The organism is Siccirubricoccus phaeus, from assembly GCF_008360935.1.
In the GTDB taxonomy this organism is placed as follows: domain Bacteria; phylum Pseudomonadota; class Alphaproteobacteria; order Acetobacterales; family Acetobacteraceae; genus Siccirubricoccus; species Siccirubricoccus phaeus.
This window is the reverse complement of the sequence record NZ_SRXO01000004.1, coordinates 282370-297642: the sequence shown is the minus strand read 5'-3', so window position 1 is coordinate 297642 and position 15273 is coordinate 282370. Positions and strand designations below refer to the sequence as shown.

The following is a 15273-nucleotide window of genomic DNA, read 5'->3' as shown; positions in this document are numbered from 1 at the left end:
GGCGGAGCTGCGGGCGCGACGCCCGCCTTGCGATTGAGGGGGCGGGGACCGCCTTATTGGCAACGATTGACGGGCCGCCGCCTCCGAGTCCAGGACCAAGGCCGACATGCAGATTTCAGCAGTCCTCCCGGTGCCCGGGGAGACGGGGGAAGGCTCGCCCGACCCGATGACCACGCTGCTCCGCCGCTGGCGCGACGACCCCGGGGCCACCTACCGGAGCTGGTTCCTGTGGGAGGAGCGGGTGAAGAACTTCCGCTCCATCAGACGCGGCATCCAGCAGGTGGTCGCCGACATCAAGGCGGGCACCTTCGGCGTCGCCTACCGCGGCTCCTCACTGGAGACGGTGGTCCACTCCATCGCCGAGCAGAGGCAGATCTTCAAAGGGGCGGACCACGCCTTCCTCTGGAAACCCAAGTTGCGCATCCCGGACATCTACGAGAACCCGGACAACCAGCGCGCCTTTGGCGCCTGCTCGACGCCTGCGTCTGCTGCACGACGGAGCAGCAGGTCATCGCCGCCATCCGCGAGATCGACGCCAGGGCCATCAAGGGCCTCGGCCCGGCGGTCGCCAACCTGCTCTACTTCCTCCACCCGACCTTCGTGCCGCCGTTCAACACGGCCATCGTCAACGGCTACAACGTCCTGACCGGCGCCAAGGTGAAGCTCGGCCGCTGGGACGATTACCTGGCCATGCGCCAGGGAATCCTCGCCCTGAACGCCCGGCACCGCGGCCTGCTCTCGAACGACCTCGGCGCCATCGGCGGCCTGCTGTTCGACCTCGGCAGCGGCCGCTACCCGGCGCCGCCCCGCGAGGACGAGTTGGGCACCCGGGCCGCCTGGGAGGCGGACCTCGCCCGCGTGCGCGAGGAGGGCGCGAGGGCCGCCAAGGCGCTGGCCGAGGCCCGGGAGTCCGACCACACCCACACCGAGGTGCAGGGCTGGCTCCGCGACCTCGGCCTGTCGCTCGGCTACGACGTCTGGGTCGCAGCGAACGACCGCAGCCGTCCGCTCGGCGGCGGCAAGCTGGGCGACGGCTGCCTCGCCGCCCTGCCGGGCTTCGACACCGGCGCGGGCGCGGACGCCGTCCGGCTCATCGATGTGCTGTGGCTCGACAAGGACTCGAACCGGATCGTGGCGGCGTGCGAGGTGGAACACACCACCTCCATCTACTCCGGCATCGTCCGCATGCTCGACCTGGCACTTGGGTCCGAGGTGCACGCCCTCGAGGGCATGTTCCTCGTCGCGCCGGACGGCCGCGAGGGCGAGGTGCGCGAGCAGCTGGCGCGGCCCGCCTTCAGCCGCGTGGCGGACCTCAAGGTGCGCTACCTGCCCTACGGCGAGCTCAAGGCGAACCGCGAGACCATCGCCAGGTTCGGCCACGGCATGAAGCCCATCCAGGCCATCTCGCGGTCGCTGGTCTAGGCGTGCGGCCGGGGGAACCCCGCGGGCCGTGGCGGCGCGGGAGGCCGCCGCGGCCACGCGGACATGCCCGGCCGGTCAGGCGGCTGGCCGCACGGGTGCCTCGTCGCACTCCTGCACCTCGACCGTGACGTGGACGATGCCGAGATCCTCCGGGATCTGGGCCTTGTAGTGCTCGGGCGGTCGCGGCGCATGCGTGACCACCCCCAGGACCGCGGCGCATGCGTGACCACCCCCAGGACCGCGGCGTAGGCGCCGGGCGCGACCGACCAGATGTGCAGGTCGTACAGCCGGTTGTCGGCCACGTCCTCGATGGCCTCGCGCACGGCCCGCTGGATCGGCCTGGGCGCCTGGTGGTCGAGCAGCAGGCGGCCGGTGTCGCGCAGCAGCCCCCAGGACCAGCGGGTCACGAGCGCGGCACCGAGCAGCCCCATCAGCGGATCCATCCACCACGCCCCGAGGAACTTGCCCGCCAGCAGCGCCGCGATGGCCAGCACCGAGGTCAGGGCGTCGGCAAGGACGTGCAGGTAGGCGGAGCGCAGGTTGAGGTCGCCGTGTCCGTGGTGGCGATGATGGTGATCGTGGTCGTCGCCGTCGTCGTCGTACTCATGGTGGTGGTGGCCATCGTGCGAATGGCCGTGGTCATGGACGCCGAGGAGCAGGACCGAGACCGCGTTGACGGCGAGGCCGACCGCCGCGACCGCGATGGCCCAGCCGAAGGCGATCTCCACCGGGGCGAGCAGCCGGGTCACGCTCTCCCACACCATCGCCAGCGCGAAGGCGGCGAGCAGGACGGCGCCCGTGTAGCCCCCGAGGGCGTTGACCTTGCCCGTGCCGAAGGTGAAGCGCGGGTCGGCGGCGTGGCGCCGGGCGTAGATGTAGGCAAAGGCGTTGATGCCGAGCGCCGTCGCGTGCGAGCCCATGTGCAGGCCGTCCGCGAGCAGGGCGACGGAGCCGAAGGCCAGCCCGGCTGTGACCTCCAGCGCCATCGTGGCGACCGTGAGGGCCAGCACGAGCAGGGTGCGCCGCTCGGCGTCGCGGGGCCGGTCCTGACCGAAGGTGTGGGGGTGGCGCCAGGCCGCCGTCGAGTGGGTGTGCATGGTCATTCTCTCAGCGATCGTGTCCGTGCAGCACCGTCTCGTCAGCGACGAGGTGCGGCGCCCCTTGTGGGGACAAGGACTTCATGGGGCGGGAATGAGGAGCCGGAAGCAGGGCGTGACAATGCATACCGTGTGGCGCCGTCGAGGTTCCCGCGATTTATTCGCGAGTGGTGAAGACGGCGAAAAGGAATACATTGATAACACATCGGAGGCGTGCGCTCGGCCTCAGGCGTGGACTTCCCGGACCGGCGACGCGGCGGGGGCAACATGCCGGACGTGTCTTGCAGACGCGAGGCACCCGGCGGCATGGCGCCAAAGGGGGCGAGCGGCAGTCAGGCGAAGGCGCTCAAGCAAGGGCGCATCCCTTGCGCGGAAACCCATCTACGACGCCCCGCGCGCCCTGGCGATGGGGCGAGCTGCGACCGCAGCCCCGGAATCACGGCGCAGCCAGTCGAGACTGCGCCGTGACCGGCTTACGGATAAGGACCGGAGCGACCGCGCTGGGCGCCCATGGCGTGGTCCATGTGCTGGCAGTAGGTCACCATCCGCTGCATGTCGGGCGATATCGGTGCGCCCTGCCGGATCTGCTGCCGCATCTCCGCGCAGTGGGCCATCCATGCCGGATGGTCCCCTGGAGCCGGGGTGGCCGTTGCGGTGCCAGTCGCGCCGGGTGTCGCGGCGGCCGCGGGAGTGGCCCGCTGCTGCGGCGCGCAGGCAGCAAGGCCTGCCGCCAGCAGCAGGGCCAGGCTCAGCCCGGTGCCCGTCCTCAGTCTCGCCATGCGGTTCTCCTCCTGATTCGGGCGCTGCACGGCGACCACGCCGCCACCTGCCGGAACTGACCGCGTCATTCTAAGGGTCCGGATGTGGGCCAGGTTCATGTCAAAGTATGTCTGGCGGCGCGTGCCGCGGCTGGGCCTGCCCAAGCCCGGCAGGCCCAGGCCAGGGATGCCGCCGGGACGACCAGCCACTGCGCCAGCGGCGCCAGGCCGGTGCCCAGCCAGGGAAGCCTCGGCATCACCTCGGTGTAGGCCCAGGCACCGCGGGCGAGGTTCAGGTGCTCGCTGTAGACCGTGTAGGCCAGGCCGAAGACGATCGCCGCGGCGGCAACCGCGGCAAAGCGCCGACGCGGCCAGTCCGGCGCCCCAAGGAGCACCAGCGCGCCCAGAAGCGAAGAACCGGCGATGAGCAGGTCGCCCAGGGTGCAGTGCAGGACGGCGAAGGCGATCTCGCCCGTCGAGCCGGTGCGCCACAGCGTGTAGAGCGGCATCTGGGCGACTTCCCAGGCGAGGTTCCCGATGGCGGCCGCGGCCAGGTAGCCCTGACCACGGCGAGCCAATTCGGCAGCGCGACGCCGCTCCCGCGCGCGCCCGTCACCCGGATGCGGACCGGTCCCCGGTGGCGCCGCCGCCGCGGTCCGACCGGGCAGCCCCATGCCCGTGGTGCCCGCCATGCCCGTGCGGCATCAGCAGGTGCATCAGCGGGCAGGCGAGCAGCAGCAGGTAGGGCAGCAGGCCGAGGGCGTGCTCGTAATGCTCGCGGAGCCCGAAGAACGCGATGACGAGCCCGAAGCCGATGGCGGCGATGCCGCCGCGGGTCCGCCACCAGGGCACCGGGGTTTGGTTGTCCATCTCACGTCTCCTCCGGAGATCCCCGCCGGGGCTGCGCGCCCCGGCAGGGTGTCGTTAGTGCCGCGCCCAGATCCGCTCGCCGCCGGGCGCGCCGAACAGGACGACCTCGTAGGGCGTGCCAGGGATGTCCATGCCGGGCGACGACGGCGGCATGCCGGGGGCGGACAGCCCCCGCGCCTGCGGCCGCTCGGCCAGCAGCCGCCAGATGTCGGCGGCGGGGACGTGCCCCTCAATGACGTATCCGTTCACCACGGCGGTGTGGCAGGACCACAGCGCCTCGGGCACGCCATTGGCCGCCTTCACCGGCCGGACGTCCGCGACCTTGCGGACCGCCAGGTCGAAACCCGCCGCCCGCATGTGGCGGACCCAGCCCTCGCAGCAGCCGCAGGTCGGGTCCTGCCAGACCTCGACCCGGGCTAGCGGCGCGGCCTGCGCCGACACCGCGCCGGGTACCGCCAGGGCAAGGAGCAGCGCTCCCCGCCTGGTCACGGCCTTCTGGGGCGAGCTGGCGCCGCTCACAGCCCGAGCCTCCGCATGTCCCGCAGATGCTCCGCCAGGAGTTCGTCGGCGGCGCGCTTCTGCTCGTCCGACAGCGCCGTGTAGAGCGGCTGTGTCGCGGCGGCGAAGGTGCGCATCGCCTCGAGCTGGGCCGAGAGCAGCGCGATCCGCCGCTCCAGCAGCGCCGGTGCGGTCGCGGGCTGCCCGGCCGCCTGCATGGCCTGGGCATAGGCCTGCCGGAGCTTGTCCGCCGCGGCCCGCGAGGCGTCCGCGAAGGCGTTCCACTGCGGCGCCTGCGCGTCGGTGATGCGGAGCAGGGTGCGGACATAGGCGAGGTGCGCGTCGATGCGCTCGAAGTGCCGCATGGCACCGGGGCCGCCCATCATGCCCCGCGCCGCCATCATCCGGTGCATCATCTCCATCATGCGGCCCATGTCGCCGCCCATCATCCCGGGCATGCCGCCCTGCTGGCCACCGGGTGCGCCCGGCATCGGCATGCCCTGGCTGCCCATCGTTCCGGGCATGCCGCCTTGCATGCCCGGCATCGGCGTGCCCTGGCCGCCCATCATGCCTGGCGTGCCGCGCTGCTGCTGCGCCGGGCCGGGCGCCGGGGCCGGTGCGGGCGTCGCCTGCGCCGCGCTGCCCCCAGGGTGGTGCGCCCCGTGCTCCTGGGCGGACTGCGCCCTGGCGCCCGCAGCGCCGCCGAGCGCGAGGCTGGCCGCGAGCGCGGCGGTGATCGCGTTGCTGGTGAGGCGGTTGGTCATGCTCATAACTTCCTCCGTTGTCCGTGTCGCAGTTTCGGATCGCGTGTGACGCATCGGGTCCGAGGCGAGGTTCAGGTTGCGCGCCTACAGGTGCCTATCCCGACGAGCGCGCGTTTCAGGTGCGCGCAAGCCGCCGTCCGGCCGCGCGGCACCCTTTGACGGGTCAGGCCAGGGGCGAGGCGGGTGGAGGGAAGGGGCCACGGTGATGCCGTCCGGCACCACGGGGGTGGCGATGCCGACGAGCCGCAGGTTGGACGGCCTCAATGGCTGCCCGGGCGGGACGAGCGGGACCGCGACGGTGGCCGGGCACTGGGCCGAGACGCAGCAGCCGAGGCCCGGCATGCCGCCGGGGTCCTCGTCGGACTGGCCGTCGTGCCGCTGATGGGAGGCGAGCGCCCCCTCGTGCGCCAAGTGGTCGTGCGTGACGCAGTGATGCGCCGCGTGCTGCTGCGGCGGGGCGGCAGCCGCGGCATGCCATGCCGGGGCACCCGGCAGGGCGAGCAGGGCCAGCGCGAGCAGCGCTGCGACGACCCTCCTGAACCCGACCTTGCGCCTCGGCATCTCGGTTGTCCCTGTCCTGCGGCGACCCCGACAGCTTCCAGGCTACGCCGCCTCACTCGAAACACCTTGATCCGCGTCAACCCGGCGCCGCCGCCCGGCCCGGGTGCGCGCCTGCCTGCCACCGGCCTCGAGGTCCTCCAGGATCGGGCAATCCGGCCGGTGGTCGCCGTGGCAGGCGTGGGCGAGGCCCTCGAGCGCCTCGCACATCGCGGTCAACTCGGCGATCTTGGTGCGGAGCTCCGACACGTGCTCGAGGGCGATGCGCTTGACGTCGCCGCTTGAGCGCGCCCGGTCCTGCCACAGGCCGACCAGCAGCCGGATGCGCTCGATCGGCATCCCGAGATCGCGCGCCCGCCGGACGAAGCGCAGCGTGTTGACGTCGGCGGCGGTGTAGACGCGGTAGCCCGCCTCGGTCCGGCCCGCCATCGGAATCAGTCCGATGCCCTCGTAGTAGCGGATCATCTTGGCCGAGACGCCCGATGCCGCCGATGCCTGCCCGATGTTCATGCTGGCCTCCGTCGCCCGCCGTGCCGTGCGGGGGCATCACCGAACATGGGGCTTCCCATCGTGGGAAGGTCAAGGCCCATGGAGCGGCCGCCGCCGGGGCCCCGGCCCGGACCCGCGCTTCCGGCTGGGCCGATCCCGCGCCCGACCGTGATCGGCCCGGCACGGGACGCTCCTACTCTCCCGCCATCGGCACCGGGTCCAGGGATGCCATCCCGGCCCGCGCGCCCGGCGCCACGCCCCGGCTCCTGTCGGCCTCCGACCGCGGCAGGCTCCAGCCCTTCACCAGGCCGTAGATCGCCGGGATGACCAGCAGCGTCAGCAGGGTCGAGGAGACCATCCCGCCCACCATGGGCACGGCGATGCGCCGCGTCACCTCCGAGCCGGTGCCGTCGCTCCAGAGGATCGGCAGCAGCCCGGCCATGATGGCGACCACGGTCATCATCTTCGGCCGGACCCGGTCCACGGCGCCCACCATGATGGCCTCGCGCAGGTCGGCCCGGGTCAGCGCCCGGCCTTCCGCCTCGCACCGCTTCCGGACGTCCCGGAGGGCGTGGTCGAGGTAGATCAGCATCACCACGCCAGTCTCCGCCGCGACCCCGGCGAGGGCGATGAAGCCGACCGCGACCGCGACGGACATGTTGAAGCCCATCCACCACACCAGCCAGACGCCGCCGACCATGGCGAAGGGCAGCGAGAGCATGACAATCAGCGTCTCGGCGACGGAGCGGAAGTTCAGGTAGAGCAGCAGGAAGATGAGCAGCACCGTGACCGGGACGACGACGCGCAGCCGCGCCTCGGCCCGCTCCAGGTACTCGAACTGCCCGCTCCAGGCCGCGTAGTAGCCCGGCGGGAAGGCCACCTCCGAGGCCACCACCCGCCGCGCCTCATCGACATAGCCGCGCAGGTCGCGGCCGCGCAGGTCCACGTAGACGTAGCCCGCGAGCTGGCCGTTCTCGGTGCGGATCGCCGTCGCGCCGCGGCTGAGGCCGACCTGCGCCACCTCGCCGAGCGGCACCATGCCGCCGCCGGGCAGCGGCACCTGCACCTCGGTGGCGATCGATTGCGGGTCGCCGCGGAGCTCGCGCGGGTAGCGGAGGTTCACCGCATAGCGCTCGCGCCCCTCGACGGTGGTGGTCACCGTCTCGCCCCCGAGGGCCGAGGACACCACCGCCTGCACGTCGCCGACCGCGAGCCCGTAGCGCGCGAGTGCAGCCCGGTCCGGCGCGACGTCGAGGTAGTAGCCGCCGATCATGCGCTCGGCGTAGGCGCTGGTGGTGCCGGGCACGTGGCGCACCGTGGCCTCGACCTCGCGGGCCAGGCGCTCGACCTCCGTGAGGTCGGGGCCGAACACCTTGACGCCGATGGGGGTGCGGATGCCCGTCGACAGCATGTCGATCCTGGCCCGGATCGGCATCGTCCAGGCGTTGCTGACGCCGGGGAACTGGAGGGCCTGGTCCATCTCGGCGACGAGGCTCTCGGGGGTGACGCCCGGCCGCCACTCCGAGCGGGGCTTGAGTTGGATCACCGTCTCGAACATCTCGATGGGCGCCGGGTCGGTCGCGCTGTTGGCCCGGCCCGCCTTGCCGTAGGCCGAGGCGACCTCGGGGAAGGAGCGGATGATGCGGTTCTGCATCTGCATCAACTCCGCCGCCTTGGTGACCGACAGCCCCGGAAGGGTGGTCGGCATGTAGAGCAGCGTGCCCTCGTTCAGCGTCGGCATGAACTCGCCGCCGATCTGCCGTGCGGGCCAAGCGGTGGCGGCCAGCACCGCCACGGCAACCAGGATGGTCAGGACCCGGGCCCGGAGGACCAGACGGATGAAGGGCCGGTAGAGCCAGACCAGCAGCCGGTTCACCGGGTTGCGGTGCTCCGGCATGATCCGCCCGCGCACAAAGATCACCATCAGGGCCGGGACCAGCGTGACCGAGAGCAGGGCCGAGGCCGCCATGGCGAAGGTCTTGGTGAAGGCGAGCGGGTGGAACATCCGCCCCTCCTCCGCCTCCAGGGCGAAGATCGGCAGGAAGGAGACGGTGATGACCAGCAGGCTGAAGAACAGCGCCGGGCCCACCTCCGTGGCGGCCTCGATCAGCACCTCGATCCGCGGCCTGCCGGGGGCGGCGCGCTCCAGGTGCTTATGGGCGCTCTCAATCATCACGATGGCCGCGTCCACCATGGCGCCGACCGCGATGGCGATGCCGCCCAGGCTCATGATGTTCGAGCCGATGCCGAGCGCCTTCATGGCGAGGAAGGCCATCAGCACGCCCACCGGGAGCATCAGGATGGCGACCAGCGCGCTCCTTAGGTGCAGCAGGAAGACGATGGTCACCAGGGCGACGATGAGGCTCTCCTCAAGCAGGGTGCGCTTGAGGGTCTCGATCGCCTCCTTGATCAGGCCGGAGCGGTCGTAGACGGCCTGGATTTCGACCCCCTGAGGCAGGCTGGGCAGGAGTTCCGCAAGCCTCTCCTTGGCGTTCTGGATGACATCGAGGGCGTTGGCGCCGTAGCGCTGCAGGACGACGCCGCTCGCCACCTCGCCCTCGCCATTCAGCTCGGCGAAGCCGCGCCGCTCGTCCGGGCCGACCTCCACCCGTGCCACGTCGGCCAGCGTCACCGGGGTGCCACCCGCCTCGGCGCGCAGCACGATGCGCTCGATGTCCTCCACGCCGCGCAGATAGCCGCGGCCGCGGACCATGTACTCGAACTCGGACATCTCGACGGTGCGGCCGCCGACATCCTGGTTGCTGGTCCGGATCGCCTCGCGCACCTGATCGAGCGGCACGCCCAGGGCGCGCAGCCGCAGCGGGTCCACCACGACCGTGTACTGCTTGACGAAGCCGCCGACCGCGGCGACCTCGGCGACGCCCTGGGCGCGGGCCAGGCCGTAGCGCAGCCGCCAGTCCTGCAGCGAGCGCAGCTCGGCCAGCGTCAAATCCTTGGCCAGCAACGCGTACTGGAATACCCAGCCGACGCCGGTCGCGTCCGGCCCGAGCGTCGGCGCCGCCCCGGCGGGCAGCCCGCGCGAGGCGTTGTTCAGGTACTCGAGCACGCGGCTCCGCGCCCAGTAGATGTCGGTGCCGTCCTCGAAGATGACGTAGACGTAGGAGGCGCCGAAGAAGGAGAAGGCGCGCACCACTTTGGCCCGCGGCACCGTCAGCATGGCGGAGGCCAGCGGGTAGGTGACCTGGTCCTCGACCACCTGCGGCGCCTGCCCGGCGAACTCGGTGTAGACGATGACCTGGGTGTCCGAGAGGTCGGGCAGCGCGTCGAGCGGCGTGTTGCGCACCGCCCAGACGCCCGCGGCGACGGTGAAGGCGGTCGCCAGCAGCACCAGGAAGAGGTTGCGCGCCGACCAGGCGATGAGGCGGGCGATCATTGGCTGTCCTCCCCGGCCGGGGTGGCGGCGGCGAGGCCACGCAGGGCGGCGCGCAGGTTGCTTTCGGCATCGATCAGGAAGTTCGCGGCGACGACCACCCGGTCGCCCTCGGCGAGTCCCTCGCGCACCTCGACGAAGCCGCCACCGCGCCGCCCGGTGCGCACCTCGCGCGGCTCGTAGCGGCCCTCGCCACGCTCGAGGAACACCACCCGGCGGGTACCGCTGTCGATGACGGCGCCCTCCGGCACGGCGATGGCCGCGCCACCGCCCCCGCTGGCGGCGATCTCGACCTCCGCGTACATCCCGGGCAGCAGCGCGCCGTCGGGGTTCGGCAACTCGATCCGCACCCGGGCGGTGCGGGCGCTGGCGCTGAGCTGCGGGTAGAGCAGAGCGACGCGTCCCTCGAAGGCCCGGTCGGGCAGGCCGCGCGGGCGCACCTCCACGGCCTGGCCAGAGGCAACGGCGCCGACGTCGCGCTCGGGGATCTCGGCCAGCACCCAGACCACCGAGAGGTCGGCGAGGCGGAACAGCGCGTCGCCCGGCGGCGCGCGCATGCCGTCCACCGCGGTGCGCTCCAGGACCACGCCGTCGCGCGGCGCGGGCCAGGTGAAGCTGTGCGGGATGCGCCGGGTCCGCTCGATCTCGGCCAGCACCTCGGGCGGCACGCCGAGGTTCTCCAGGCGGCGCCTGGCGCCGTCAGGGGTGGCCGCCGTGAGGCCAGAGGGCATGTTCAGCGCCGCGACGTACTGCGCCCCCGCCGCGACCACCTCGGCCGAGTAGAGGCGCATCAGCGGCTGGCCGCGGCGGACCCGGTCCCCCGTCGTGACGTTCTCCACCCGCTCGACGAAGGCCTCGGTGCGCAGCGCGACGACCGCCACCCGCCGCTCGTCGAGCTGGACGCTGCCCGGGGCGCGCACGGAGCGGACCACCTCGCGCCGTTGGACCGGCTCGGACCGCACGCCGGTGGTCTGGAGGCGGCCGCGCGCCACGCGGACCACCGGGCCGTTCTCGGCCTCGTCCTCGTAGACGGGGACGTAATCCATCCCCATCGAGTCCTTCTTCGGCACCGGCGAGGTGTCCGGCAGTCCCATGGGATTTCGGTAGTAGAGGATGCGCCGCTGTCCGCTGGCCGCGGGCTGCGCCTCCGTCGGGTGCGCCTGGTGGGTGGCGTGGCCGTCCGCGGGCGAAGCAGCCGTGGGATGCCCGGATCCGGGCTCACCGGCCGCATGCACCCCACCGGGGCCATGGTCATGGCGTTCGGACGCCAGGGCAGGGCGGGGAAGCAGGTCAATCCAGCCCGCCCGGTGGGCGGCGTAGCCGCCGAGCCCGACAGCGGCCGCCGGGATCAGGGCCGCCAGGAGGATGCCGCGTCGCATCGTCAACCTCCCATCGAACCGTGAGGGAGGCGGGACCGGACGGTGCCGTCGTCGCCCTCCACCCTGGCGCCGAGGCCCGGCGCCCAGGCGTCGCCCGTGACTGGGCCGGTGTGGTGCGGCCAGCCCACCGGCTCGCCTCGCGCCACCGGCCGGAATTCGCCGTCTCTCGCCGCCAGCGGCGTGGCCGCGGACACCGCCGCGGCAGCCGCCAGCCTCATCCAACCGAACATCGTCCTGAATCCTTGTCAGTCGCCTGCACGCGCGACCGTCCGGGCATTCGCCCGGCGCCCGCGGGACGGGTCGGCCGCGAACGGCGCGGCCGGATCGGATTCAGACCTTCGGTGGCTGGAGCGGAGGCGCCACGCCGATCCCGGCGAGCTGGACGTCAGGCGCCGCCGACGGCACGACCGGCCAGGCGAGCGGCACCAGCTGGGGTGCGTCCAGGCTCGGCATCGGCGCTGGGCACCTGGTGAAGCAGGCCGAGGCGCAGGCGGTCCCCATGGGGCGGTCGGGCGCCTTGCCATCCGGGTCGCATGGCGTGCCGTGGTGGCTTGCCGTCGACGCCGCCGCGGCCGTCTGGGCGCACGGCTCCCCCGCCACCGCCGGAGCGGCTCCCGAGAGGAGCAGCGCGATCGCCGCCAAGATGGCCACGACGCACCGGAAGGAGAGGGCGCCCATTTGTCTTGTCTAGCATGGCCGTGGCGGCCGCAGTTTGATCGGGATCAACAAGCCGTCCGATTCCGAAACCGCGGTCGGGGGGGCGCGCTCGCACCAACCCTCCAGGTCGCCGAAGGTGCTGGACAGGACCGCCAGGCGCTGTCCCGCCCCCGTCAGATGGGCGACCTGGCCATGTCGCGGCAGCTCCCGGCGCAGTCCCGGCAGACCGCCGCGCAGCGCTTCATCTGCGTGTCGTCGGGGAAGGCCTCGCAGTCCTTGGCGCAGGTCTCGCAGAGCTCCGCGCAGGCGTTGCACACGACCGCGTGCCGGGGCGAGCGCCGGAGCGGGGAGTTGGCGGTGAGCTGGCACATCTCCGCGCAGTCCTGCAGCAGCGCGATGTGGCCCGGCCCCATGTGGCCGCTGGTCTGCTCGGTGCAGTAGCGCGCCGTCTCGAGGCACATGGCGTGGGACCGGACGCAGATCAGGACGCAGTCCCGGGGCAGCATCCTGCCATGGCCCATCTCCGGCGTCGCGGGACCCGTGCCGCCGGTGCCCTGGGCAAGGGCGAACAACGGAGGGATGCCCGCCGAGGCCAGGGCGGCAGGCAAATGGCGGCGTTGCAGCATGCCCTTGTCCTCCCAATGGGTCTGGCGAGCTCTGTGACCGAAGGGCGTTCATGCCGGGGATCCGGTCTCGGCCTCGGTGGTGGCCACGCCCGCGCTCGCGCTTGTGGGCGGCAGCCGCACCGTCACGGTCAGGCCGCCGCCGGGTCGGTTGGCGAGGGACACCGTGCCCCCATGGGCCGCGATCACCTGCCGGGCGATGGTGAGACCCAGCCCCGAGCCGCCGGTGCCGCGGTTGCGGGACGCCTCGAGGCGGTGGAACGGCTCGAACACCGCCCCGAGTTCCGGTGCCGGGATGCCGGGCCCGTCGTCCTCGATCCGGACCGTCGCGTCGCCCGACAGGTCGGAGAGCGTGACGCGCGCGGCGCCGCCGTACTTGACCGCGTTGTCGATGAGGTTGGCGAAGGCGCGCTTCACCGCCAGCGGCCGGAGGGGAAGTGGCGCCCGGTCGGGCCCGGCGTAGGTCGCGGCGGAGCCCCGGTCGGCCGCGTCGTCGCAGAGCGTGCGCAGGATGGCGGCCAGGTCGGCCCGCCGCGGCTCCTCGCTCTCCGTCTCCCCCCGTAGGTAGGCGAGCGTTGACTCGACCATTCCCTCCATCTCGTCGAGGTCGGCATCGATGGCCCGCTGCGCTTCCGCGTCCTCCAGGAACCCGGCCCGCAGCCGCAGGCGCTGGATCGGGGTGCGCAGGTCGTGGCTGACGGCCGCCAGCGCCTGCGTGCGGTCAACGACCAGGCGATGGATGCGCGCCTGCATGGCGTTGAAGGCGTGCGCAGCCTCGCGCACCTCCTGCGGACCGTCCTCCGGGATCGGAACCGGGGCCACGCCCCTGCCGAAGTCCTCCGCCGCCTTGGCGAGCCGCCGCAGCGGGTTGGTGATCCAGCGCACCACCAGGACGGAGACCAGGACGATGCCGAGCGCCATGGCGCTGAGCGAGGCGAGGGACGCGTGGCTTGGGACATACGCCAGGTCCGGCATCGGGGCCTCGAAGGTGACCCAGGTGCCGTCCGCGAGGCGGATCCCGCCCCGGACGCGCGAGACGTCGCCTGCCGCCGCCGGGGCAAGGCCGAGCCGCAGGCCCGCCGGGTCCGGCAATTGCCGCTGCAGGCGGGCGCGGAGCGGGGCGAGGGCCGCCCCGTCGCGCCAGCCCGGCGACGGCGAGGTTGCCCAGGCGACCGTGAAGCCGGGCGAGGAGAGGCCGCGCGCCGCCGCCTCGCGCACCTCGGCGGGCATCGCGTCGAGGACGCGGGCGGCTGTCGCGGCGTGGTCCGCCGTGTGGGCCTCGCGCGCGTCCTCCAGGGCGCCTTCCACGCCGCGCTCCAGCAGCCACACGCTCCCAAGGTGGAATGCCAGCAGCCCAGCGAGCAGCGTCAGCACGGTCCTGCCCGCGAGGCTCGCGGGCGAGAGCCAGTGGACGGCGCGCCTCACGGGAGGCGCTCCACCCTGGGGAGGAAGATGTAACCCGCGCCGCGGACCGTCTTGATCATCGCCGTCCCGCCCTCCTCGCCCTCGAGCTTGCGCCGCAGCCTGCTCACCAGGACATCCACGCTGCGGTCGTTGGGGTCCGCCAGGCGGCCGCGCGACAGTTCCAGGATCTGGTCGCGCGCCAGCACGCGCTGGGGATGTTCGAGGAAGGCGACAAGCAGGTCGAACTCGGCTCCCGAAAGGTCGATGACCGCGCCGCCGGGCGAGAGCAGCTCGCGCCGCGCGGTGTCGAGCGTCCAGCCCTCGAAGCGGAGGATGCGGCCAGCGGCGTCCCCAGGGCCGCTGGCTGGCAAGCGGGCGCGGCGCAGGACGGCGCGGATGCGGGCCAGCAACTCCTGCCGTCCGAAGGGCTTGGGCAGGTAGTCGTCCGCCCCGAGGTCGAGGCCGAGGACGCGGTCGGTCTCGGCGCCCTTCGCGGTCACCATCACGACCGGCAGGGCGGCATGCTCGGTGCGCAGGGCGCGGAGGAGCTCCAGGCCGGACTCGCCGGGCAGCATGACGTCGAGCAGGACCAGGTCGACGTCCGCGTTCCTCAGGGTCTCCCACATCTCCAGGCCGTCGCGGACGCCGGTGGCGCGGAAGCCGTTCTCGCGCAGCAGCTTGGCGATCAGGTGGCGCGTCGGCGCGTCGTCCTCGACGACGAGGATGTGCGCCTCCGGATCCAGGCCGCGTCGGCCCGGCGGCTCGGCGCCCAACGGGTCCAGGGTTCCGCGCGCCGGGGTCGTCATCTGCGGCCCGGCCAGGTTGCGAGGCCACGCATCAGGAATCCAGCCTCTCGCCCGGGTAGCCCGCCTCGCGCAGCGCGCGGGCGAGGCCGTCCGCCTCCGCCGTGCCCGTCACCGTGACCTCGCGGCGCTGCAGGTCCACCTGGACCTCGGCCCCCGGCTCCACGCCGCGCAGGGCGGCAGTCACCCTCCGGACGCACCCGCCGCACCGCATGCCCGCAATCCTGAACACGACCATGCCGACCTCCGTTCGGCCGCCCAGATGGGGCTTGCCACCGTCGGAGGGTCAAGTCAGGCATCGACGCATGGGCGGCTCAGACATGTTTTGTCGCATTTCCGGCGGCGAACCCGGTGCCGGGACCGCGTTCGGAGGGCCGGAGCAAGCCGCTGGAGAGGGGAGGGACGACGATGCTCTCTCGGAGCCATTCGCGAGCCGGTGACGTGCCGGGCGGTCTGCAGCCCCCAGGTCGCATCGGGGCCGCGTTCTCGCCCGTGGCCGCCCTGGGCCTCGGGCTCCTTCTTGCCGCGGCGGTCCTCGCCCCCGGGCGCACCCCGCTGGC

Annotated in this window: 16 protein-coding genes; 2 read left to right on the top strand and 14 right to left on the bottom strand. The window is 72.9% G+C overall.

All coding sequences use genetic code 11. From position 1 onward, the window contains the following. The first annotated feature begins 166 nt into the window (after positions 1 to 166). Together E5N76_RS31575 and E5N76_RS07970 are read left to right on the top strand one after the other, a co-directional pair. On the top strand, positions 167 to 646 hold the full coding sequence (locus tag E5N76_RS31575; protein WP_235907613.1) for a hypothetical protein: 480 nt from the start codon (positions 167 to 169) through the stop codon (positions 644 to 646). After that, positions 601 to 1422: a hypothetical protein gene (locus tag E5N76_RS07970; RefSeq protein WP_235907612.1), complete on the top strand. Its 822-nt coding sequence runs from the start codon at positions 601 to 603 to the stop codon at positions 1420 to 1422. The genes E5N76_RS31575 and E5N76_RS07970 overlap by 46 nt, the downstream gene beginning before the upstream one ends. Here the strand turns inward: E5N76_RS07970 and dmeF are convergent. From dmeF to E5N76_RS07900, 14 genes are all read right to left on the bottom strand, one after another. Further along, on the bottom strand, positions 1419 to 2525 hold the full coding sequence (dmeF, locus tag E5N76_RS07965; protein WP_235907611.1) for a CDF family Co(II)/Ni(II) efflux transporter DmeF: 1107 nt from the start codon (positions 2523 to 2525) through the stop codon (positions 1419 to 1421). The two genes, E5N76_RS07970 and dmeF, sit on opposite strands and share 4 nt — an antisense overlap. Positions 2526 to 2992: 467 nt before the next feature. Continuing rightward, entirely contained in the window at positions 2993 to 3397 is a 405-nt protein-coding gene (locus E5N76_RS07960) for a hypothetical protein (RefSeq protein ID WP_149536743.1), read from the bottom strand. Continuing rightward, positions 3394 to 3786: a hypothetical protein gene (locus tag E5N76_RS07955; protein ID WP_207791904.1), complete on the bottom strand. Its 393-nt coding sequence runs from the start codon at positions 3784 to 3786 to the stop codon at positions 3394 to 3396. The genes E5N76_RS07960 and E5N76_RS07955 overlap by 4 nt, the downstream gene beginning before the upstream one ends. A 103-nt stretch (positions 3787 to 3889) precedes the next feature. Further along, positions 3890 to 4147, bottom strand: a complete 258-nt coding sequence (locus E5N76_RS07950) for a DUF2933 domain-containing protein (RefSeq protein ID WP_149536742.1) — start codon at positions 4145 to 4147, stop codon at positions 3890 to 3892. 54 nt (positions 4148 to 4201) lie between these two features. Continuing rightward, entirely contained in the window at positions 4202 to 4636 is a 435-nt protein-coding gene (locus tag E5N76_RS07945; protein WP_235907610.1) for a DUF411 domain-containing protein, read from the bottom strand. 26 nt (positions 4637 to 4662) lie between these two features. Then, a complete protein-coding gene (locus E5N76_RS07940; RefSeq protein ID WP_149536741.1) occupies positions 4663 to 5409 on the bottom strand; it encodes a Spy/CpxP family protein refolding chaperone in 747 nt (248 codons plus the stop codon). Positions 5410 to 5493: 84 nt separating this feature from the next. Beyond that, positions 5494 to 5970: a hypothetical protein gene (locus E5N76_RS07935; RefSeq protein ID WP_149536740.1), complete on the bottom strand. Its 477-nt coding sequence runs from the start codon at positions 5968 to 5970 to the stop codon at positions 5494 to 5496. A 42-nt stretch (positions 5971 to 6012) separates the two neighbouring features. Beyond that, positions 6013 to 6477 (bottom strand): Cu(I)-responsive transcriptional regulator, encoded by a 465-nt coding sequence (cueR, locus tag E5N76_RS07930; RefSeq protein ID WP_149536739.1) that lies wholly within the window; start codon positions 6475 to 6477, stop codon positions 6013 to 6015. Positions 6478 to 6649: 172 nt separating this feature from the next. Then, positions 6650 to 9850, bottom strand: coding sequence for an efflux RND transporter permease subunit (locus E5N76_RS07925; RefSeq protein ID WP_149536738.1), 3201 nt, complete (start codon positions 9848 to 9850; stop codon positions 6650 to 6652). Further along, the gene (locus tag E5N76_RS07920; RefSeq protein WP_207791902.1) at positions 9847 to 10941 is read right to left on the bottom strand and encodes an efflux RND transporter periplasmic adaptor subunit; all 1095 of its coding nucleotides are present in this window, start codon (positions 10939 to 10941) and stop codon (positions 9847 to 9849) included. Before E5N76_RS07920 ends, E5N76_RS07925 begins: the two co-directional genes overlap by 4 nt. A 1115-nt stretch (positions 10942 to 12056) precedes the next feature. Further along, on the bottom strand, positions 12057 to 12509 hold the full coding sequence (locus E5N76_RS07915; protein WP_149536736.1) for a four-helix bundle copper-binding protein: 453 nt from the start codon (positions 12507 to 12509) through the stop codon (positions 12057 to 12059). A gap of 48 nt (positions 12510 to 12557) precedes the next feature. Continuing rightward, complete coding sequence (locus tag E5N76_RS07910; RefSeq protein WP_149536735.1) at positions 12558 to 13931, bottom strand: ATP-binding protein; 1374 nt, start codon at positions 13929 to 13931, stop codon at positions 12558 to 12560. After that, positions 13928 to 14716: a response regulator transcription factor gene (locus E5N76_RS07905; protein WP_149536734.1), complete on the bottom strand. Its 789-nt coding sequence runs from the start codon at positions 14714 to 14716 to the stop codon at positions 13928 to 13930. Before E5N76_RS07905 ends, E5N76_RS07910 begins: the two co-directional genes overlap by 4 nt. A 31-nt stretch (positions 14717 to 14747) precedes the next feature. Further along, entirely contained in the window at positions 14748 to 14951 is a 204-nt protein-coding gene (locus E5N76_RS07900) for a heavy-metal-associated domain-containing protein (RefSeq protein WP_149536733.1), read from the bottom strand. Positions 14952 to 15273 lie beyond the last annotated feature (322 nt).